At 45.4% G+C, this 21,167-nt stretch carries 16 protein-coding genes; 5 read left to right on the top strand and 11 right to left on the bottom strand.

Going from position 1 to position 21,167, the window contains the following annotated elements; translation table 11 throughout:
- Window positions 1–42: 42 nt before the first annotated feature.
- The 6 genes from PQ469_RS25105 to PQ469_RS25080 all read right to left on the bottom strand — a co-directional run bounded on the left by PQ469_RS25105 (window position 43) and on the right by PQ469_RS25080 (window position 9,179).
- Window positions 43–531, bottom strand: a complete 489-nt coding sequence (locus PQ469_RS25105) for a (R)-mandelonitrile lyase (RefSeq protein WP_274210125.1) — start codon at window positions 529–531, stop codon at window positions 43–45.
- Window positions 532–809: 278 nt separating this feature from the next.
- Window positions 810–1,166, bottom strand: a complete 357-nt coding sequence (locus tag PQ469_RS25100; protein ID WP_274210124.1) for a hypothetical protein — start codon at window positions 1,164–1,166, stop codon at window positions 810–812.
- Window positions 1,167–1,237: 71 nt separating this feature from the next.
- Window positions 1,238–1,639 (bottom strand): putative quinol monooxygenase, encoded by a 402-nt coding sequence (locus PQ469_RS25095; RefSeq protein WP_274210123.1) that lies wholly within the window; start codon window positions 1,637–1,639, stop codon window positions 1,238–1,240.
- Window positions 1,640–1,953: 314 nt separating this feature from the next.
- Complete coding sequence (locus PQ469_RS25090) at window positions 1,954–3,744, bottom strand: RagB/SusD family nutrient uptake outer membrane protein (protein WP_274210122.1); 1,791 nt, start codon at window positions 3,742–3,744, stop codon at window positions 1,954–1,956.
- 38 nt (window positions 3,745–3,782) lie between these two features.
- Window positions 3,783–6,875, bottom strand: coding sequence for a SusC/RagA family TonB-linked outer membrane protein (locus PQ469_RS25085; RefSeq protein ID WP_274210121.1), 3,093 nt, complete (start codon window positions 6,873–6,875; stop codon window positions 3,783–3,785).
- A 225-nt stretch (window positions 6,876–7,100) separates the two neighbouring features.
- The gene (locus PQ469_RS25080; protein WP_274210120.1) at window positions 7,101–9,179 is read right to left on the bottom strand and encodes a beta-galactosidase; all 2,079 of its coding nucleotides are present in this window, start codon (window positions 9,177–9,179) and stop codon (window positions 7,101–7,103) included.
- Between the two features lie 528 nt (window positions 9,180–9,707).
- On the opposite strand from PQ469_RS25080, the gene PQ469_RS25075 reads away from it, so the two are divergent.
- The gene (locus tag PQ469_RS25075) at window positions 9,708–12,893 is read left to right on the top strand and encodes a ligand-binding sensor domain-containing protein (protein ID WP_274210119.1); all 3,186 of its coding nucleotides are present in this window, start codon (window positions 9,708–9,710) and stop codon (window positions 12,891–12,893) included.
- Between the two features lie 14 nt (window positions 12,894–12,907).
- Window positions 12,908–13,681 carry a response regulator transcription factor gene (locus PQ469_RS25070; protein WP_274210118.1) on the top strand — a complete coding sequence of 258 codons (774 nt, stop codon included), beginning with the start codon at window positions 12,908–12,910 and terminating at the stop codon, window positions 13,679–13,681.
- A gap of 73 nt (window positions 13,682–13,754) precedes the next feature.
- On the opposite strand, the gene PQ469_RS25065 is transcribed toward PQ469_RS25070, so the two are convergent.
- Entirely contained in the window at window positions 13,755–14,201 is a 447-nt protein-coding gene (locus PQ469_RS25065; RefSeq protein WP_274210117.1) for a hypothetical protein, read from the bottom strand.
- A gap of 476 nt (window positions 14,202–14,677) precedes the next feature.
- Here PQ469_RS25065 and PQ469_RS25060 point away from each other — a divergent pair, with 476 nt between their 5' ends.
- Window positions 14,678–14,848, top strand: coding sequence for an SDR family NAD(P)-dependent oxidoreductase (locus tag PQ469_RS25060; protein WP_274210116.1), 171 nt, complete (start codon window positions 14,678–14,680; stop codon window positions 14,846–14,848).
- 234 nt (window positions 14,849–15,082) lie between these two features.
- Here PQ469_RS25060 and PQ469_RS25055 read toward each other — a convergent pair whose 3' ends face one another.
- From PQ469_RS25055 to serC, 4 genes are read right to left on the bottom strand one after another with little or no spacing between them, the layout of a single operon-like run.
- Window positions 15,083–15,952 (bottom strand): sigma-70 family RNA polymerase sigma factor, encoded by an 870-nt coding sequence (locus PQ469_RS25055; RefSeq protein WP_337993747.1) that lies wholly within the window; start codon window positions 15,950–15,952, stop codon window positions 15,083–15,085.
- Window positions 15,949–17,001 (bottom strand): NAD-dependent epimerase/dehydratase family protein, encoded by a 1,053-nt coding sequence (locus PQ469_RS25050; protein ID WP_274210115.1) that lies wholly within the window; start codon window positions 16,999–17,001, stop codon window positions 15,949–15,951. Before PQ469_RS25050 ends, PQ469_RS25055 begins: the two co-directional genes overlap by 4 nt.
- A complete protein-coding gene (locus PQ469_RS25045) occupies window positions 16,976–18,187 on the bottom strand; it encodes a DUF1015 family protein (protein WP_274210114.1) in 1,212 nt (403 codons plus the stop codon). Before PQ469_RS25045 ends, PQ469_RS25050 begins: the two co-directional genes overlap by 26 nt.
- A 3-nt stretch (window positions 18,188–18,190) precedes the next feature.
- A complete protein-coding gene (serC, locus tag PQ469_RS25040) occupies window positions 18,191–19,339 on the bottom strand; it encodes a 3-phosphoserine/phosphohydroxythreonine transaminase (protein ID WP_274210113.1) in 1,149 nt (382 codons plus the stop codon).
- A 264-nt stretch (window positions 19,340–19,603) separates the two neighbouring features.
- Here serC and fbp point away from each other — a divergent pair, with 264 nt between their 5' ends.
- A complete protein-coding gene (gene fbp, locus PQ469_RS25035) occupies window positions 19,604–20,635 on the top strand; it encodes a class 1 fructose-bisphosphatase (RefSeq protein WP_274210112.1) in 1,032 nt (343 codons plus the stop codon).
- Window positions 20,636–20,639: 4 nt separating this feature from the next.
- Window positions 20,640–21,110 (top strand): Lrp/AsnC family transcriptional regulator, encoded by a 471-nt coding sequence (locus PQ469_RS25030; RefSeq protein ID WP_274210111.1) that lies wholly within the window; start codon window positions 20,640–20,642, stop codon window positions 21,108–21,110.
- Window positions 21,111–21,167: the final 57 nt, after the last annotated feature.

The following is a 21,167-nucleotide window of genomic DNA, read 5'->3' as shown; positions in this document are numbered from 1 at the left end:
AGTGCGGATATTTTAAAGCTGGCATGGACGATACCCTGTATGCTATCGTTTTAGCGCCCTGTATTCCTTGTCGGTTACTTCTTGTTTCCACACCACAATGCCATTTTGGGTGTTTGGATTCAGGGCGATGTGCGTCATTGTATCTGCAGGCGAGGCGCCATGCCAGTGGTCTATATTGGGCGGGCATTTGATAACATCTCCTTTATGAAAAACCTGAATTGTCCCGCCCTTCTCCTGGTAATAACAGGTACCGCCCGTGATATACAAAATCTGTCCGGCAGGGTGTGCGTGCCAGTGGCTACGGGCTCCTGGTGCAAAAGTTACCGAACCGGATACAAAGTGAAACACGCTGTCATTGGCTACCAGTGGCCAAACCCATACACTTCCGGTAAAATTTTCAGCAGGAGCGGGTTTGCCTTTTGGATAAAGATCATATTGACCGGCGGTTTTATCCGTATTTGCAGACTGCTGCGCGTTGCTGTTCAGGCTGAACAGCCATACCAGTGCGATTAATAATCCAAATGTTTTCATACAATCTGATCTTTTATTATTTAACAGTTAACTATTCTTCGATATGCAAAGCTACCCTTGACAACAGCCTAACTGTTAATAGCTATCAAATAATTAAGTAATGATATCAAATAATTACAGACAAGGTCAATCGCCATCACTGTTTGCCACGGGGACATCCATTTGGCAGCGTGCCGTCTTTTCTAATAGCTGGTGGGGAGTTTCCCGGACTTCACAAAACGAAAAGAGATCAAACGCTTTATCCTAAAGACCGGTTTAATTGCTCAGCAGACTAATGATCAAGCTGAATGCTGCCATATAGCTACGCTGCTGGGCGTCACTTTGCCGATCCTGATATCTTGGCATGATACGAGTTCGCAAAGCTGTATCGCGGCGCTTTCAAAATCATTATGGCCATCGCTAAGTAGTAGCCAGGCTGTATCAAATGTCTCGCCCTCATCAAACGTGAAATCAGTAATAGCAGGTAAGGTTATTCTCAAACTGGCACGATATTCCCGTTTTGCAGCGATCCGAATGCCGGTATGTTGCGGGGTCTTTCGGGTCTTCCGGAAGGTCAACGCAATCTTTTGATTAAAATAGATATAGAACATTTCAATAGCCGGCTTGACGATCACGCCGGCTGTCAGGTAATCCAACAGGAAATCGAAGTGATGACCCGGTTGTAGCTGTTAAAGCCCTCCATGATTAACCTTTTATCTTTCGCTACCTACATACCCGGCTTTTTTGCCGATCCGATTAATTCTACATCTGTAACTTCTAAGAAAGTGACCATGTGCTGAACGGTTTCCTTGTATTTCTTAAAATGCGGGGCCTGTATATGGGCTTTATAGGCAGTTGAATCAGCATATACTTCAAAAATCGTAATATGTGTCGGCTCCTTTTTATCGGCAACAGCATAATAACTTAGTACTCCCGGTTCTACACGGATAGCTGTAGTCATTTGCTCCTTCAAAGCAATGTTATAATTAACCAGCTGCGCCGGATCAACTTGAATTTTGGCAATTCTATATAGGTGATTATTCTGTGCCATAGCTGCCGCGCTTAAAAAAAATGTAAATATGATGAGTAGGGTTAACCAGGTGTTGCGGCTTCGTTGCGTTTGTGTCATTCTTTTGCGTTTACCCGAAGTTACTAAATATATCATCCAAATAATGCCCCAACAACTTTTGTACACCATGAATGTTATGTGTTTTCCCTATAACGTTAATGGGCATTCTGAAGGACGAATCTTTATTACGCCCGGTCAATCCAGTCAATAAAAAAAGTAATCCAGGAAATCCCGGATTACTTTTAATAACATTCTGCCATACGATGACTTGCGGGTTTTGCTTACAACAGGCAGCAAACTTCCTTTTGTTCTTCATCAATGATAGCGTCTTTTAAGCGGTACGACGGGATTGATGGATACCATAACAATGAAGATTAGTATAAGGGGTTTTGAATAAGTTTGGAATTTCTGTTCAACTCATCAATTTGAATGGGTAACAGATAAAATCTTGGGAGCCAGTTTCTGGCCTGCACCGTTTTCACGGCATAGGTACGGTTTGAAATAGTGCCATTTGCTGCCATATCTCCTTTTATCTCCACCCCGCTGGCGGCAGCATACGCACCCGCCGGGATCATCCATCGACGAACGTCAAAAAAACGCTGTTCCTCATAGGCTAATTCAATACGGCGCTCGTTCCTGTACCTTTCCGTCAATGCGCTGCCAGCATCATTAATAGCTGGCATTCCTGCACGCTTCCTGATCAGATTGATATACTGGCGGGCTTCAGATTCCTGGCCCAGGGCTATACAGGCCTCCGCATAATTCAGCAGAACCTCAGCATAGCGAAATCTTCTCCAGGGTAACTGTTGCTTTACATATTGATGATCGATGGACGGATCAATAAATTTACGCAGGTAATAACCGGTATAAGTGCCGTTCCAATCCTCAACAGGCCCCTTTCGGGTATCCAGGCCGTTAAAGGTCGATCCGTCGGCCTTTTTATAAGTACCTACTTGTACAATGCCCACCGGATCTGCATTTCTTACATCAGCTGGTCTTTGTCTCCACACAGCGCCGTCATAAAGGATACTGGCATAAAAACGGGGATCCCGGTCTTTATATGGGTCGGCTGCCTCGGTAGGATTGGACCAGCTGAATTTCGTTCCGTCTTTCATCTCGTATGAATCAACAAATTGACCAATGGGTGTATTGCCTCCCCAGTTGTGCCAGCCGTTTGGTCCGTTGAAAAGGCCGGGGCTCGGCGAATCCCATTGCGAGTTATGTAGATTATCGTAATACTGCAGATAAATATCTTCTTCATTACCATTATTCAGAAACAGGTCTCCATAATTCTTAGCCGCTTCTGTGCTTGTTGCAGGATTTTCTTTATAAAGGTGATAAACACCAAGATCCATTACGGCCTTGGCTGCATTTTTTGCGGCAGTCCACCGGGCCTCCCTGTTGCCCCCAACATACCCGATCAGCTCTTTATTTGAATAGGATGCAGCCCAAGCGCCATTGCTGTTGTAAAGATCAGAGGCGGCATATAACAGTACTCTTGCCTTTAAGGCAAGTACCGCCCCTTTGGTCGCCCTGGCTTTATCGCCGCTCACCGGTAACAATGCCGCAGCTTTGTCACATTCACTGCCGATGAAATCAATGCATTTTTCATAGCTGTCTCGGGGAGCTTCGAAATCATCATTGAGGCTATATGCTTTTGTGATCAAAGGCACACCCCCATACAGGGAAACGAGCTGATGATAAAAGTAGGCTCTTAGGAACATTACTTCACCCTTGAGCTGGTCTTTTCTGTTTTGATCGTCAAAGTTAACGGCATCGATCTTTTCCAGAAAAAGATTACATGCCCTGATGTTCTTATAGGTCGGCTGCCATGACATCGATTTTTCATGTATGGAAGGAACCCAGAAATTCGGATCCCAGATCGACAGGTAGCTTGGCGTAACAAGGCTGTTGGTCACGTTACTGGTCTCCCAGTCCCATACTGCCATAGATTCATCCACAGTGGATGATAACATCACAGCCGTGAATGGATAGGGAACGCCGTTATAAATATTATTCACAAAGGTTTGTACGAGTGCAGGGTCGGTCCATACCGCCTCATCTGAATACTTGTCAAGTGGCTTCAGATCGAGAAAATCCTTTTTACAGGAAGGGGTACTGCATATAAAAAGCAATGTTAAAATTATGTAGCTAAAGCGTTTCATCTTTCGTTAGTTTAATTATGTTTAACTAAATCGGTTACTTAAAAACTTGCGGAGATACCTAGGTTCACTATCTTTTGCAATGGATAGCTGTAACCTCTGCCGGAACTTAACTCAGGATCATAATCTTTCATACCCGGACTATAGGTCAATAAATTGAAACCGTTCGTATAGATCCTGAAGTTTTTGATCCCCCAGTTCTGGAATTTTACCGGAAGCGTATAACCCAATTCAACATTTTTTAAACGAACATAATCTGTCTTGGCCAGCCAGAAGGTATTGTTCTGATTCATCCAGTACTCATCAGAGCGGTTAAACGTGCGCGGGCCGGTGGAATTTGGATTTTCGGGCGTCCAGCGCTGATCGTAAAAGCTTTTGAGAAAGTTACCAAATTCCCCTGACTCAGGCGCCAGATACTGTACCGCACCCGCTGCACCCTGTACAAGCACCGACAAGTCGAACCCCTTGTACTGCAAAGCCAGCGTAAAACCGCCCGTCCATGTAGGAATATTGTTTTTGTTGATCCTGATACGGTCATTTGCATCGATAACGCCGTTTTTATCGACATCACTAAATTTAACATCGCCTAAGCGGGCTCCGCCCCAATGCGGATAATCGTCCAGGTCAGCCTGGGTACGAAAAACACCGATCGCGTCGTAATACAGCGTGGATCCGATGGGATAGCCTGTAGATCTTTGGTAATCTGGTGCACCTGGCGGCTCATCCCAGAAAACGACCTTATTTTTCGCGTAGCCGCCATTCAGACCTAACTGGAAATTAAGAGCGCCTGTATTACCCCGATACTCCACGCTGAAATCAAAACCCTTGTTGGCAGTTTTCCCGATATTTTCCGGAGGCAAAGTAATTCCGGCAGAATTCGGTACGGAAGCGTTTCGAAAAGCCAAAATATTAGACCGGGTATTGTAAAAATAATCAGCAGTAACCGACAATTTACTATCCAGGAACCTGACGTCAAATCCAATGTTTCTTTGGGTGGCTTTCTCCCACGTAGTATTTACATTGGGAACGCCTGTTTCGTACAAGGTTGGATTAAGCGTAGCACCGCTATTATTGATATAAGCCAGGCTGCCTAACCCATAAGTGGCAAGATACCGGAACGGATCTATCTGGTCGTTCCCGGTGCTTCCAACGGAGGCGCGTAATTTGAAATAATCAGCAAAAGACAGGTTATCTTTCCAGAATTTTTCTTCAGATATCACATAGCCTAAAGAAACACCCGGGAAGAATCCGAAGCGGCTTGATTTTTCAAAAATATAGGATGCCTGGTAGCGCCATACAAACTCCATCAGATATTTATTGGCAAAAGCGTAGTTAACCCTTCCAAAATAATTTAAACGTGAATTCTGATAGCCGGAACCATTATTGGTCAAAAACTGATCGACACCTCCGGCAAATAACTGATCAATAGCAGTCGAAATGAAGTTGCGCCTGTAGGCGGAAAAGTTATCGCCGCTGCCTTTTATTTTTTCCGCACCAGCAAGAAATTTGAAATTGTGCTTATCAAATGACTTTTCGTAGTTTACTAAAGCGTTGATCAGCGATCCTCCGTTGTCCTCCATATATTCATTGAGTTCCGGGCTGTCAAAACCTTTTTTATTTTTTGCCAGCACAGGGTTTCCGTCACTATCCCTGGTAGTACCGTCCCATGAATAGAGATACCAGGGCGTACGGAAGGTTTTATTAAAACGGATATTCTTATCAAGTGCCGCATTACCGGTTATAGACAGACCTTCCACGCCGGGAACCTTAAAATTCAGGCTGAAGTTGGTGTTGGTCACATAACGTTTATCCCTGTCATAACCCGTTGCAGAAGTACTGATGACTGCCGGGTTATTTCCGAACTCGATATCAGGACCCGGAAGGCCGTTTGGCCAGTAAGCAGGAAGGTTAGGCTTGCCGCGCATGGTCATGGCGAAAATATCACCGGATGACCGCGTCGGGAAATTCCTGTCTTCCATCCGTCCCGAGAGATCGACCGTTAAGGACAAATATTTGTTAAGCTTCGCGTCGAAATTTGACCGCAGATCGTATTGATTATACTTGGTTGCACTGTTACGATAGAAACCATCCTGGCTTCTGCCGGACATGGAAACGAAATATTTGAACCCTTCGTTACCGCCGGAAACCGTTGCGTTACCGGATTTTTGACCGGACCACGGCTTAAGTACTTCCTTGAACCAATCCGTATTCGGATGGCCCCAGGGATCGGCTCCTGATCTGTACAGTTCCAGGTCCTCCTGTGTATATTTAGCAGGGGCGTTACGGTACGCGGCAATTTCATTCAGCGCAGTTGCATATTCAGCAGCGTCGGCCATTTTTGGAAGACGCGTAGGCCTGCCGTATCCCTGGTTTAAACTGACCGTAATTGATGGACTTCCTGTCTTACCCCGTTTGGTGGTCACCAGGATAACCCCGTTTGCCGCCTGAGCGCCGTAAATGGCAGCGGAAGCATCCTTTAAAACAGTAACGCTTTCAATAGTAGCAGGGTCGATTCGCTCTAAGGATCGACCAGGCACGCCATCTACAACAATCAATGGATTGGCATTTCCAAATGTATTAACGCCGCGTATTCTCAGTGTTGAGCCGTCGTATCCCGGTTCACCACCCGAATTTACAGCTGTAAGCCCGGGTAAGCGTCCCACGAGTGAATTACTCACGTTAACATTGGGCGATTTAGTAAGTTCAGAACCCTTTACTGTAGCAACAGAACCGGATAAGGTTGCTTTACGCTGCGTTCCGTAACCAACGATCACCACCTGCTGCATCTCCGTTGACGAGGATTTTAACTGTACTTTGATATTGGATTGATTGTCAACTTTAATTTCCTGTGTCTCAAAACCAATGTTCGTGATGACCAGCGTTGCATTCCCGGGGGCGCTAATGATAAAGTCTCCGGTAGTATTGGTGCTCGTAGCGACTTTTGTTCCTTTAACTTGTACCGAAGCTCCAGGCACGGCAGCACCTGCATCCGTAGTTACTTTTCCCCGCACGGTCTGCTGTGCATACGCTGATACGATAGAAGTGAAAAACACACAGAGCATAATGAGCAGTCCAGAGGGGTATCTGAAGCGGCGCCTGGAAAAATGATGTAGTTTTAGTCGATGATTGTTCATAATTGTGTTGTTTAAATTAGTGATAGGAATCCCTTTTTAATTCAAGAAAAAGTTTTAAATATTTGATTTTCAATGGCTTTAATAAAATATTACCCGAAAATTTAGTCATGTCTATTCTGCCCATCTGAAATAGCTGTGACGTTTAATAAAAGATGTGTGTTAGGTATAGCCCGCTCGCGACTGAACTGAATTTTTTTTTAAGCAAAGATTTCCTCTTCGGTCAGGCTATTGCTGCTCGACAATTTTCACGTCCCATGGTTCCAGCTTGATTTCGCTGTTTGTATTTACTTTTTTACCCGAAAACAGTTCGTACCCTGATCCGAACGTATATTTGACAACCGCCGGCTGTGCCGAGTAATTCAGTAAATAACGAATAGTTCTGCCGCTCTGGTTGGTACCGTATTTGGTAATAACAGGAAAATATAAATTCTGGTCCTCTCCCCAAAGTCCTGCTTTCTTTACGGCATCCGCGAGGATTTTCTCCATGACACTGGCGCTGGTAACGCACCCTACATAGGTCGCCATGCCCTTTCCAAAGTTATTCTGCGTAACCGCTGCGTATTTCCCCCAAACCGGATGATCATAGTAAGCGAGTACTTTAGCGGTGGCCGGGGTGATCAGTTCCATCCAGGAACTAACCTGATTATCTTCGGGGTTAACCCGAAAGGGATTGTCTTTTAAGGCGACGTTTTTAGGTACCACGAACTGGCTATAGGAAATGCCACAAGCCTCACTGACAATTCCCGGTTGTAAAACACTTCTTACCTTAATATTTTGGTCGGAGAAACCGCTTCTAAGCGTGTACACAATGTGTCCGCCATTTTTTACAAAACGGTTTAGTCGCTGAAGCAGGCTATCAGGGGCGGCGTATAAAGCCGGCACAACAAGCAGCTTATAATTTTCAATATTGGTGCTTGTCGGATCAACGAAATCTACCCCGACATTCATCCGGAACAGGGCGTCATAAACTAACCGAACCATGTCATTGTAGCTTCTTTTCGTCCCCGATTCGAACCGAAACGAATTGAAACCGGTCAGCGCTTCGTTGCTGAATAATATGGCTACCTTATTCGTCTTTTTCAGGTTTAACAAATGCGAACTTAAACGTTGAAAATCCTTGCCGATAGTTTTCGCTTCATTATAAGTGGGGTTCGGCTGAAAATCATGGCTTAACAGCCCCTTCCAATAGGTCTCCGCGGAATTATGGATGGAGTGCCAATGCCAGTATTCGACCATATTTGCTCCCGAGGCAAGATGACTAAAAGCCTGAAGGCGTAACTGTCCCGGGTACGGGACCCATTGCGCAAAACCCTGGGCCTCCGTTTCAAGTAAAAGGTAATTCTTTCCGCCTTTCATGGAACGGGCAACATCACCACCAAAAGAAATTTCTGTCCCGGTAAGTGCGTCCTGTGATGGATGATAGATATCAACACCCGCTATATCCAAGGATTTCGCAGCGGCGAAATGGTCGACCTCAGACTGGATCCCATAGGAGTATCCTGCCCAGTCAAAGTCGAAATTCTGTGTTACAAATTGCCCCGGTTTTTTATATTCATTTACGATCCTTGCCTGCCAGGACAGATACTCCGTCACCAACTTGCGCTGAAACTTTGCAAACTCGGCATTTTGGCTCGCATTGATAGAATTAACCATGGATGGAAAATCCTCCCAGCTATTGATGCGGTTACTCCAGTAATCCAGCCCGAACGCTCTGTTGATGCTGTCAAGCGTGCCAAACTTGTTATGCATATAGCTAACAAACTTCTTTTGAACCTGCGGCCCGGCAGTGTTGTAAGCCTTGGTTTCATTGTCTATCTGGTAGCCGATAATAGCCGGCTGATCTTTAACATGTTCAAGTAATTTACGGATAACCCGTTCTGCATGGTCAAGGAAATCCTTATTAGAGATGTCCATGTTCTGACGGGGGCCATATTGATTGGGACCACGGGATGTAATTGCCAGGACATCCGGGTATTTGCGAACAAGCCAGGTTGGTACAGCATAGGTTGGTGTACCGATAATGACCTTGATCCCGGCTTTATGCATGGCATCTAAAACACGGTCGATGTGCTTAAAGTCAAATACGCCCTCCTGGGGTTCTAAAGTGCTCCAGGTCGATTCCGCGATACGTACGACATTGATACCCGCCTCTTTCATCATTTGAACATCTTTGTCCAGGCGATCGTAGGGCATGTATTCATCATAGTAAGCGACACCGTATAACAATTGATCTATGACAGATTGCTGTGCGGCAGTAACCTGCACAAGGGTGGTAAAAAAGAAAAAAAGTAGAAGTTTCCTCATATTGTCTATTATAAATGTTTAGCATATCTTATCAGTAAATCTGATTCGATATTGTTCAGATAATTGGTTGGCCTATTGATTAGGCACTTGGTTTATATGACGAAGGTATTGAGAACTCCATTCGCAAATTCTACCGGAAATACCAATAATTCAACCGATAGTGTCTTAATAGCGCCATGCACATTTACCGCAGCAAAAACCATTAATTTAGCCCCGCTGTGCGAATTTTCGCGAAGTTTTATATGCGCAAAGCATATAATGTATAGACTGAATTAAGTGATATATAGGACACTATGATAAAACGATACTTTTTTTCAGCAATGTGATTTCGCTTAAAGCTTGTAATTGACAAACAAGGGTGGTTAGAGACGCAGACTCCATAACGGCTCAAAATATCATTGTCCGGGAAGCTGTAAAAAATAGTTTTGTAAATTCTACACAAAATCCCATTTTTTCGACGATTAGTGCCAATTCTGCATTATTATGCTGGAAGATCTTATAATTGCATTATTAGCCTATTTTTTTTGCATGACCGGTAACCAATTTCTGCTACGAACGCTGATGTTTGTTGTACTCCTGATTTTTTGTAAATTCAGTGCGAGCGGGCAATCCTATCACTTTAAGAAATATCAGGTTGAACAGGGGCTGTCAAATAACGCGGTTGTCTCTATCCTTCAGGACAAGCGGGGTTTTATGTGGTTTGCTACGAAAGATGGGTTGAATCGTTTTGACGGGTACAATTTTAAAGTTTTTCGAAAAAAAGATGGTGCGGAAGAAACCTTCGGCAATAACTCGATCTATAGCCTGAAGGAGGACCAAAAAGGGAGGCTTTGGGTTGGAACCCAGGACGGACTATACAAGTATGACGACAAATATGAAGTGTTTACCTTAATTTCGTTGACGAAGGGACTAGCTGTATATGATATTAATGATGACCGGGCTGGGCACATATGGTTTTTAACAGATTCATCAGTTGCACAATATGTTATTGCAGAAGATAAATTTAAACAGTTTAAGCAGCGCGATTATTTTAAAGCTAATGGAATTTGTACCACACCCGATGGCAACACTTGGTTTTCGACAGAGGGAGGCCTGATAAAAAAGTATATTCCTAGCTATAATTCGTTTGCTACGTACAACATTTTCGGTGCCGGATATCCAGGCGATAGAAGGCTGGGTAATATGGCCCTGGTTGACGGCAGATATCTTTTTGTTTGCAGATCGGCCCCCGAAATAATCATATTTGATACTAAATCATTGACCCACACAACCGTAAAAATCCCGGTTAATTATGAACAAAATCTCTTTGTCCGATCAATTCTCCAAACGGCTAAAGATGAATTCTGGATTGCAACCGAGTTCGGAATATTCATTTACAACAGGAAATGCGGCAATTTTCAGCATTTAAAAAAGCGCTATGATGACGCCTCTTCTCTAAGTGACAACGCCGTCCATAGTTTATACAAGGATAAGGAGGGGGGGATTTGGGTTGGAACCTACTTTGGCGGCCTGAATTATTATCCAATGCAGTTTACCCCCTTTCGCCGTTTCAGCCCCAGGATCGGCGATAATTCCATAGGCGGAAACATTGTAAGGGATCTCGAACAAGACCATAATGGAGACATCTGGATAGGCACAGAAGATGCGGGCCTCAATAAAATGGACATAAAAACCGGGAGATTTACCAACTTTCTTTCCGGTAAATCAAAGTATGCTATATCCTATAATAACGTCCAGGGCCTTCTGGCCTCGGGAAATGAATTATGGATTGGCACTTTTGAAAACGGCTTGGACGTGATGAATATCAGGTCGGGCAAAGTCATTAAAAAATACAAATCAGGTAACGCAAGCGGCTTGTCGTCAAATTTCATTTATTGCTTATATCAGACACGTGATGGCAACAAAATCGTAGGGACCGCAAATGGCCTATATAGATACGAGCCAAAAACAGACAGATTCCTGCCGCTTACCGGGTTTCCAGGCAGAACATGGTATTCCTCCATTACAGAGAGCTCTGATGGAATAATCTATGCAGGCACATTTGCAAGTGGCCTTTTTTATTATGATCCTAAAACAAAAATTGCAGGGAGTTTTAAAAACGTGCCTAAAGATAGTACATCGCTCAGCAACAACTGGGTCAACGTTTGCTTTGAAGATAGTAAAAAAAACAGGTGGTTCGGTACAAATGAAGGACTATGTAAATTGAAGGTGCCGACCGGGCAGATGATCAGATACGGAGTAAAGAACGGATTTCCAAGCGACTACATATTAAGCATTTTAGAAGATGATAAACACTTTTTATGGATAGGAACTACTAAAGGTTTGGTCCGTTTTAGCCCCAAAACGTTAAAGTCGGAAGTGCTTACCAAGGCTAACGGCCTGCTATCGGACCAGTTCAATCACAATTCATCCTTAAAGACTACCGACGGAAACCTTTATTTCGGAAGCATGAACGGACTGGTTAGCTTCAATCCCGGCAATTTCACAAAAAACACCTACATCCCACCGGTTTATATTACCAGCCTGGAAATAAACAACAAAGAAGTCCCGATTGAAAAAAACTCACGACTTTTGACGAAATCTATCACCTTTGAAGACCACATTACGCTGCGACATGATGAGTCAAGCTTCAATATCGAGTTTTCATCACCGGGGTTCTCGATTCCCAACGGACAGCGTTACGCCTTTAAACTGGATGGATTAACAGATAAATGGACCTACCTGGACAAAAACCGGAAAGTGTTCTTTACAAGGATCCCCGCAGGTAACTATACTTTTAAAATCAAGACATGTAACAGCGGGGGATATTGGGGACCCGAGGAGAATAAGCTTCACATACAAATTCTTTCACCATGGTGGCTAAGCAAATCAGCCTATGGTAGTTATGCCGTGTTACTTTTGGTCATCATCCTGATCATTGCCAACGTTTATCACACCCAAATGGAACTAAAAAATCAACGAAAAGTTGCATTGATCCAACTGAAGAATGAGAAAGAAACCATTGATGCTAAAATTGAATTCTTTACCAATATTGCACACGAAATAAAAACGCCGCTTACCCTCATCAAAATCCCGCTCCGCAAAGTGATCCGGGAGTCCGGTAACAATCCCGAAATTGCCGGCAGCCTTAAAATGATCAGTAACAACACTGAACGGTTGATAGAACTGACAAGTCAATTCCTTGATTTCAGACAAACTGAGATCTCTAACTATAGATTGGATTTTAAAAGGAGTAATATTTCGGAGTTGCTAACGTCAACTTTCGATAGCTTTTCTGCGCTTGCGGATCAAAACAATCGCCGGTTTAAGCTTAAAATACCTGCATCTCCTGTTTATGCGCTCGTCGACATGGATGCATTACAAAAAATTTTATTTAACCTGTTTAGTAATGCGATAAAATACAGCGATACCTTCGTAGAAGTAACCCTACAAAAGACTGTAAAACCCAAGGCGCTTTTTGCAGTGAAAATCAAAAACGATGGGGAAATAATCCCGGAAAATCTAAAAGATAAAATATTCGAACCTTTTTTCAGGGTAATGCATCACCAGACCGTCTCAGGAACAGGTATAGGCCTCCCACTGGCACGCTCCCTGGCACAGTTGTCAGGAGGTGAACTAAGCTACAGTAATGAACAAAACACTATAAACTTATTTACCCTTAACCTGCCAGTTAACTATGACCCAAAAGACCTTGATTTAAAAACAAACCCCTAACAAATTCTTTGGAAATGAAGCCAGCTGTACTGTTAATTGATGACAACACCGAAATGTTAAAAGCTATAAGCGATGAATTGGTCCAGCTTTATGCAGTGATCACCACTACCAACGGTCAGGAAGCGCTGGAAGTGCTTAGGCATGAGGCTATTCAGCTCATCATCAGCGATGTAATGATGCCTGTTCTGGATGGGTACGAAGTTTGTAAATTTGTGAAGTCCAGTCTCGAATACAGTCATATTCCGGTGATCCTGTTAACTGCGAAGAATACGCTTCGCTCAAAGATAACCGGCCTGGAGCTGGGTGCAGACGCATACATAGAAAAACCATTTGATGTCGAATACTTATTGGTCCAGATGGCCAATCTCCTGACCAACAGGAATAAATTACGGGAATACTTCTTGCAGTCGCCCTTATCGCAGATCAGAAGTATTGCACATACCAAATCTGAGGAACTTTTCCTGGAAAAATTGAACAATGCCATACTTCTCCATATAGACTCCCAGTCCCTGGATATTGATAAGCTGGTTGCCCTGACAAATATGAGCAGAACCAGCCTTTTCAGGAAAATCAAGGCCATCAGTGGCTTAACGCCGAATGAACTGATCAATATCACGCGACTGAAGAAAGCCGCAGAATTAATGGCTGAAGACGACTTTAAGGTTTATGAGATCGCTTATATGGTCGGCTTCAATTCCCAGACCAGCTTTGGAAGAAGTTTTTTCAGACAATTTGGGATCACGCCAAAGGAATTTCAAAAACGTAAGCAAAGCGAAAAAAATAATTAAGGCGACATTCCATTAACGCCATACCATACCGGATAACATGAATAATCAGGATTTACCTTTTATCAGTTGTCCTTCAGTCGTCTATCAGGTCGATCTTTTTTTGCTCTTCTTCCGGAAATGAAACATACTTAGATAGGTCTTTAACAAATCTTCTCGCGAATACCGCGCTTTCTTCGCTGCTTTTTATCACGTCATCATCCCCTAAATCGACTTGCTCCCCGTAAATTGCTTTTTTTAATTCAACCCTGCTATGTATCTCATCAAACTTACTCCTAACTTTATCCACCATGGTATAATCCGGCACACCATTTTGCACCAGGTCCGCAAAATCCCGAAACGGCGAAAGGTCAACCCTCATCATTTTTTGCATAACCTCGCCCCACTGCAGGACTTCGTGCACCACAAATACTTTATTATTCCTTGACTGAAATTCCATCACCATGGCAAGAAACATTTCCGGCGTCCCGTTAAACCCCGGCTTGGTCCTGAATAGCTTCAAAAAGAAATTAAATAATCCCATAGCCCTTCACTGATTAAAAGATCCCCTTATTGTAAATATAAAGATTGTCGGAGTAATTTACCAACCATAATCTCATTCCAGCATTGGTATAACTCCTTAGGGCCGCGCTTTAGACGCTATCTTCTATCGACGGATATAGCTGCATGTCTTATCGCGAACTTCATCAACAAACCGAAAGGATGTTGGATCACTTTATTACTTCCTTCATTTTGGTTACGAATGTCCGTGATTTGGCTATGATGGCAAATGGTGCATACTGACTTTTGCTTTTTTTCCTTTATTCTTATGGAAAATCAGAACAGGTAATCAATAAATAACCATCCTGTTGCGCTGGTCACCGGTGCCAACCAGGGCATTAGTTTTCAAATCGCTAAAGTGCAGGCAGAAAACGGCTATAACGTACATGTCGGTTCACGTAACGCGGACAACGGGAAAAGCCGGCTGTTAAAATTTGCGCCAATGGGTACCCTATCCAATTGGATGTTACCCAGCAAGCAACCATCAGCGCGGCAGTAGAGCGTATCGAAAACGAAGCCAGCCGCCTGGACCTGCTGGTTAATAATGCAGGAATAGCGCATGCCGGGAAAGCCCGGGCGGTCACTGAAGGAAATGATAGCGGATGGCCATGCCAGTACCGCATTGCTTGACGAGGTGCGGGTCGCTTGGGAAACCACTGTTTTCGGCTTACCGGCTCAATGCGCAGCAGAACATCCATCAAAAGCTGATGGAAAGATCAAAGGAATTATTATCTTCCACTAAACTGACCGTCAGCCAAATGGCCTTTCAATTAAGATTTGTAAATCCGCAGTCCTTCAGCAGGCTGTTCAAAATAAAAACCAGGTTTTCGCCTCGCAGTTCAGACCGGCTTTTAATTGCCCCGTTTACATGGTGAGTTCAAGTAAGATGTTTTTTACGCATGCAATTTTCTCCCGGAGTTTGTCGAGCGCTATTAGTTTGATCTGCCTGACACGTTCTCCCGTCAGTCCAATAATCCCGGCTACTTCTGTCGGGCACATCGCGCGTTCGTTATTGAATCCATAACTAAGTTCTATAATGGTTTGCTCCCTGCGCGTTAATTGTTTTAACAGCCTGCCCACCAGTATCCGCAAAGACTCATTACTAAGCACTTCGATGATGCCCTCGTCCTGATTCCCCAGCTTTTCCAATAGGGTAAATTCATCTTCCGCGGATATGGGCGTATCATAACTTACCGTTCTTTTAGAATGACTGTAAGCATCAACTATGTTTTCTACCGGCAGGTTCATCACCTCGGCGAGCTCATCAGGTGTCGGTGTCCGTTCAAGCCTTCCTTCCAGTTCCCCGGTCACCCGGTTGATCTTTGTCAATAAATTCACCTGGTTGTGCGGAAGGCGCAGCATCCTCGTGTTTTCTCCCAGTGCCTCTAAAATGCTTTGCCGGATCCACCACACCGCACAGGAAATGAACTTAAATCCCCGCGTTTCATCAAACTTTTCCGCAGCCTTCAATAACCCCAGGTTACCCTCGCTGATCAGGTCGCTTAGCGGTAAACCCTGGTTGAGGTATTTTTTTGCGATGGAAACCACAAAGCGTAAGTTGGCGGTAGTCAGTCTTTCCAGGGCCGCCTTGTCGCCCTGCCTGATCTTTTGCGCCAGTAAAACTTCCTCTTCCGCGGAAATCATTTTTAATTTACCGATCTCGTGGAAATAATATTCCACGCACTGGCTTTCCAGGTTAGTGAATGACTGCGTAATATTCAGCTGTCTCATCATTCAGTTAGTTTGGTGAATACGTAGTTGTCTATCGGAAAATCCTGCTGAAAAGCCCAATTCTTAGGATTTCCCGGTAACGGAATCTCCTTTATCCGCGCAAGTTGCTGGAGCATGTCCTCCGTCATGTTCGTTAATTGATAGCCCGGCTTCCAACCCCAGTCTCTGAGCGCATCCGTGTCACAGATGCTGGCCGGCCAGCTGTCGGCGATGCCCTGACGGTAATCCGGCTCATAGCTGATCTTAAAATCAGGCAGATGATTTTTAACAGCCGCGGCAAGGTCGCAGGGGGCAAAAGACATGGCCGCAATATTATAGGATGTCCGGACGCTGATATTTTCTTTTGGCGCGTGCATCAGTTCCATGGTTGCCCGGATGGCATCTTTCATGTACATCATGGGCAGGCAGGTGTCTTCCTTCAAAAAGCAGGAATATTCACGTTTTTCCAGTGCCTGGTGGAAAATATCTACCGCGTAATCTGTAGTACCGCCACCCGGAGGGCTCAGGTAGGAAATGAGACCGGGGTAACGCAGGCTTCGGACATCGACACCGAATTTTTCGAAATAGTAGTTGCACCAGTATTCTCCGGTACGCTTGCTGATACCATACACCGTATTCGGTTCGATGATCGTTTCCTGTGGGCATTGATGCCTGGGTGATCCCGGGCCGAAAACCGCTATGCTGCTTGGCCAAAAGACTTTTTCCAGGCAGCATTCCCTGGCTATTTCCAGCACTGCCAACAAGCTCTGGACATTCAGTTTCCAAGCCATCGCCCGCTGTTGTTCTCCCGTCGCGGAAAGCAGGGCCGCCAGTAGATAGATCTGGGTGACCTCAAGTTCGCAAACAACTTGTTTTAATTTTAGCGTGTCCAGTACATCCAGTTCAATACCGTCAAAGCCCGGTTTGAAATTTTTATTAGCGGCAATTACATTATTCCTGCCATATTCCAGCCGCAAGGCGGTGGTCAGCTCGGTACCGAGCTGACCGGCTGCACCGATGATTAGTATAACTTGTTTCATCACTTCTTTAATGTTTAAAAAGTAAAAGTCCATACGGGATCTTCGGATCGATCCAGGTAGATTTTGGCGGAAGGTTGAAGCCTTCATCGGCCGCTTTGGTTAGTTGCTCCACCGTCATCGGGAAAAGCGTAAAGCCTATGGCCCGGGGATGCGCGCGGAAGATAGCTTCCATTTCCGCGATCGCTTTTTCACCTCCCGCATGTTTCAATCGTGGATCAGTACCTGGGTCAAGGATCTGGAACAACCGGGCCAGGATATGGTCCTGCAAAATCGACACATCCAGCAGCCCATTCATATTCCGGGAAACAGCCGTATCCGGCCTGGCCGTAAGGTGATACCATTCGCCGCCGATATACAGCCCCATTTGCTTTTCCGCCCATGGTTCCACAGGTTCATTATCACAGGTATGTTTGATACAAAAATCAGGTTGCAATTGCTTAAAAAGCCAACCCTTATCAACAGGTTGCTCCGGTATGACCGCGCGGTAGTATTGCCTGATCCTTAATTCCGACGTGGACATATATAGTGCCGAAATAGTTTCATATAACGGGCTTCCTGCTGCACGTTGTTCCTTTAATAAAAGTTTCGCTGACCGCTTGCGGTGATGGCCATCCGCCAGGTAAACATCATTTATCTCCGCAAATGTATCTGTCAATTGCCGCAGGATCTCCGGGGAATCAACCCGCCATAAATGATGCGTACCCGACGGGTTTTCATAATGAACGTCCGGCAAGCCGCATTTTGCTTCTGTGATGATGGCATTAACCCGCCTGTCGGGTGGGTAGGTCAATAAAATAGGACTACCTTCTAAACCGGTTTGTGCACGGTAATTTCTTATCCTGCGCACACTTTCATCAAAGGTAAGCTCATGGGTTTTAATGGGGTCCTCCAGGGAGGTCACCGCCCAGATCCCCGTCTGCTTATTTAGGCCGTGTCCTACCTCGTAAACATACATACAGGGCCTGCTGTCCGGCCACAAGCGCCCGGTTTCCAACAGGCTGGTAAACGTTTCATTAATGTCCTGGTAAGCCAGCGCCTGACCTTCCGCCGTTTCCGGCCGTTGCCTTGCCCCGGTTTCCAGCAGGGTCTTCAGCGGCGGCAAGGCCTCCGGGACCATGGTATTTCCGGCGACAGATTCCGACTGTGACTTGGTGAACACAAGTTGGTCAGCATAAATGGGATTCGGATGGATGGCCGTAAATGGATAAATCTTTGCCATATCCTAATAGGTGGGTTGGAAGTTATGCTGCGGGACAACTTTTTCGGCATAGGCCGTCATACACTGCACCAGTGCTTGGACACTCTCATAAGGAAGCGCATTATATAATGACGCACGAAATCCACCAACGGTACGGTAACCTTTGATACCAACCATTCCGCATTTAGCAGCATAGGCTAGAAAGTCTGCTTCTTCAGCCTGATCATTCATCCGGAAAGTAACATTCATCAGTGATCTTTGTCCACGGGCCGCGGAACCTTTAAATAACGGGTTGCGGTCTATTTCGTCATACAGTAATTGTGCTTTTCTGACGTTCTCCTTAGCGATGGACTTTACGCCGCCTTTCCCTTTTAACCATTGCAGGTTAAGCATGGCGGCATAGATTGCGAACACCGGCGGTGTATTATACATCGAGCCGTTATCCCGGAATACCCGGTAATCCAGCATGGAAGGAATGGCATGTTTTACGCTGTCCAGGAATTCGTTTTTGGCGATGACGATGGTCAAGCCAGCAGGCCCCGTATTTTTCTGCGCCCCGGCATAGATCAGGCTAAACTGGCTCACATTGATCTCCCGGCTGAAGATATCTGAGGACATATCACAAACGACCGGTACAGACGAAGTTACGTCTGCCCACAACTGTGTACCTTCGATAGTATTGTTGCTCGTGTAATGGAAATAAGCGGCATCTTCCGGGATCACATAGGCCTCCGGAATAAACGTATAGCCCGAATCCTTAGAGCTCGCCAGTACATTCACCTTGCCGAAAAACTGTGCTTCCTTGATGGCTTTCGCGCCGAAATAACCCCCGTCCAAATAGGCGGCGGTTTGCTTACTGCCTTGCAGGAAATTCATAGGCACCATGCAAAACTGCATGCTTGCCCCGCCCTGCAAAAACAATATGCTGTAACCATCCGGCACACTTAAAAGCTCTCGGACAAGCCTTTCGGTTTCATGAACAACGCTTTCGAATTCAGCTGAACGGTGGGAGATTTCCAGGATGGACAAACCTGCCCTGTCCCACGCTCTGACAGCCTCGGCTGCACGTTCTAAAACCGGTTGCGGCAGGATACACGGTCCTGCTCCAAAATTATGTTTTTGCGATTGCGTCATGGTTATAAATAATTGGCGATTAACAATACAAATCTTCATAGTTTCAGGTGAAATACCTATATAGAAAATAATCTTTGTGTGTTTCGCCTAAATAATATGTTAGTTGTAGGTGATTTACATTGTTTCGACCCGCCATAAGTTGGTTTATAGGTGTTTTGCCACTTTCATTACACTATGCAACATACCCATTTCGCCTTTTTTGGGCGGTGATTTTAGGTATTTCTTGCTATATTCAAGCTTTTGTATCTATCTTCGGTTTACCAATCAACGACCGATTAAAACTGTATTTTTTACACTAAGCCTATGAATAACTTCATGACCCTGGGCCAGTTCATTATTGAAAAGCAAGCCGAATTCCCATACGCTAAAGGGGAGCTTTCACGGCTCCTGCGCGACATCGGAATAGCCGCCAAGATCGTCAACCGTGAGGTCAATAAGGCCGGCCTGATGGATATCCTGGGGAGTTCCGGCACGACGAATATCCAGGGTGAACACCAGCAAAAGCTGGACGTCTATGCTAACGAGCAATTCATCGCGGCGCTCCGCAGCGGCGGCGAGTGCTGTATCGTGGCATCTGAAGAAAATGACGAAATCATCCGGATAGAATCAGCCGTTTCCGGGAATGCCAAGTACATTGTAGCCATAGACCCGCTTGACGGCTCTTCCAATATCGATGTGAATGTCCCCGTCGGCACCATCTTTTCTATCTTCCGGCGAAAATCGGCCGAGGGCCCAGCCCGGCTAAGCGATGTTTTGCAGAGGGGGACCGATCAGGTAGCCGCAGGCTATATCATTTACGGTTCATCGACTATGCTGGTCTACACGACCGGCTGCGGGGTAAACGGCTTTACGCTGGACCCATCCATTGGTGAGTTTTGTTTGTCGCACCCGGGAATGAAAATGCCGGAAAGCGGTGTGATCTATTCCATCAATGAGGGTAACTATATCCATTTTCCGCTAGGGGTAAAACAATATATTAAATACTGCCAGGTCGAAGATGCAGCGACCAAACGGCCTTACACATCACGTTATATCGGCTCCATGGTGGCCGACCTGCACCGTAACCTGATCAAAGGCGGTATATTTATTTATCCCAATACCGCAGCGGCGCCCAATGGCAAGCTAAGGTTGCTTTATGAATGCAACCCGCTGGCCTTTGTAATTGAACAGGCGGGGGGAAGGGCGACGGATGGTGCTAACCGCATCCTTGACCTGGAAGTGAACGAGCTGCACCAGCGTACGCCGGTCTTTATCGGATCTGCGCTGATGGTTTCGGAAGCCGAAAAGTTCATGGCGGCCGCCGGTGAAAACGTATTTGCCCAATCGGTAATTTAGCCTTATGAAAAAGAAACTGGACAAATTTGATATCGGTATCCTGAATGCATTGCAAAAGGACTGCCGGATCTCCTGCAAAAAGATCGGCGCCGAAATTGGCCTCTCCGAGACCCCGGTGCAGTTAAGAATTCAGCACATGGTGGAGGGCGGCTATATAAGGCAGTTTACGGCCTTGTTAGATCCTAAAAAAGCGGGCTACGGGCTCATTGGCTATGTCCAGGCAAAACTGGCAGAGCACACGGAAGAATGCCTGACAAGCTTTATGGCAGAAGCGGTAAAGCTGACCGAGGTAACCGAGTGTTATCATATGTCGGGCGCCTACGACTTCCTGATGCGGGTGGCCATCAGCGATATGGAGGAATACAGCCAGATATTGCTGAAGAAGCTCGCCAGGCTGCCCGGAAAGCCTCACTTTGAAAGTTTCTTCGTCATGACCGAAGCTAAAAGGGAAACTGGTTTTGCTGTCAGGATGTAAAACCTCAGCATGAATTAAGATACTCACCTCCAGTCGGGTGATCAGGTCTTCACGGCA

Origin of the sequence: Mucilaginibacter sp. KACC 22773 (assembly GCF_028736215.1) — a bacterium.
Taxonomy (GTDB): Bacteria; Bacteroidota; Bacteroidia; order Sphingobacteriales; family Sphingobacteriaceae; genus Mucilaginibacter.
This window is presented reverse-complemented; position numbering and strand designations above follow the sequence as displayed.

What these genes read in the sequence shown, in the direction of transcription:
- PQ469_RS25105 (WP_274210125.1), bottom strand. Translation starts at nt 531, where the DNA reads ATGAAAACATTTGGATTATTAATCGCACTGGTATGGCTGTTCAGCCTG.
- serC (WP_274210113.1), bottom strand. Translation starts at nt 19,339, where the DNA reads ATGAAGATTTGTATTGTTAATCGCCAATTATTTATAACCATGACGCAA.
- PQ469_RS25055 (WP_337993747.1), bottom strand. Translation starts at nt 15,952, where the DNA reads ATGATGAGACAGCTGAATATTACGCAGTCATTCACTAACCTGGAAAGC.
- fbp (WP_274210112.1), top strand. Translation starts at nt 19,604, where the DNA reads ATGAATAACTTCATGACCCTGGGCCAGTTCATTATTGAAAAGCAAGCC.
- PQ469_RS25070 (WP_274210118.1), top strand. Translation starts at nt 12,908, where the DNA reads ATGAAGCCAGCTGTACTGTTAATTGATGACAACACCGAAATGTTAAAA.
- PQ469_RS25065 (WP_274210117.1), bottom strand. Translation starts at nt 14,201, where the DNA reads ATGGGATTATTTAATTTCTTTTTGAAGCTATTCAGGACCAAGCCGGGG.
- PQ469_RS25045 (WP_274210114.1), bottom strand. Translation starts at nt 18,187, where the DNA reads ATGGCAAAGATTTATCCATTTACGGCCATCCATCCGAATCCCATTTAT.
- PQ469_RS25075 (WP_274210119.1), top strand. Translation starts at nt 9,708, where the DNA reads ATGACCGGTAACCAATTTCTGCTACGAACGCTGATGTTTGTTGTACTC.
- PQ469_RS25080 (WP_274210120.1), bottom strand. Translation starts at nt 9,179, where the DNA reads ATGAGGAAACTTCTACTTTTTTTCTTTTTTACCACCCTTGTGCAGGTT.
- PQ469_RS25090 (WP_274210122.1), bottom strand. Translation starts at nt 3,744, where the DNA reads ATGAAACGCTTTAGCTACATAATTTTAACATTGCTTTTTATATGCAGT.
- PQ469_RS25050 (WP_274210115.1), bottom strand. Translation starts at nt 17,001, where the DNA reads ATGGACTTTTACTTTTTAAACATTAAAGAAGTGATGAAACAAGTTATA.
- PQ469_RS25095 (WP_274210123.1), bottom strand. Translation starts at nt 1,639, where the DNA reads ATGACACAAACGCAACGAAGCCGCAACACCTGGTTAACCCTACTCATC.
- PQ469_RS25030 (WP_274210111.1), top strand. Translation starts at nt 20,640, where the DNA reads ATGAAAAAGAAACTGGACAAATTTGATATCGGTATCCTGAATGCATTG.
- PQ469_RS25085 (WP_274210121.1), bottom strand. Translation starts at nt 6,875, where the DNA reads ATGAACAATCATCGACTAAAACTACATCATTTTTCCAGGCGCCGCTTC.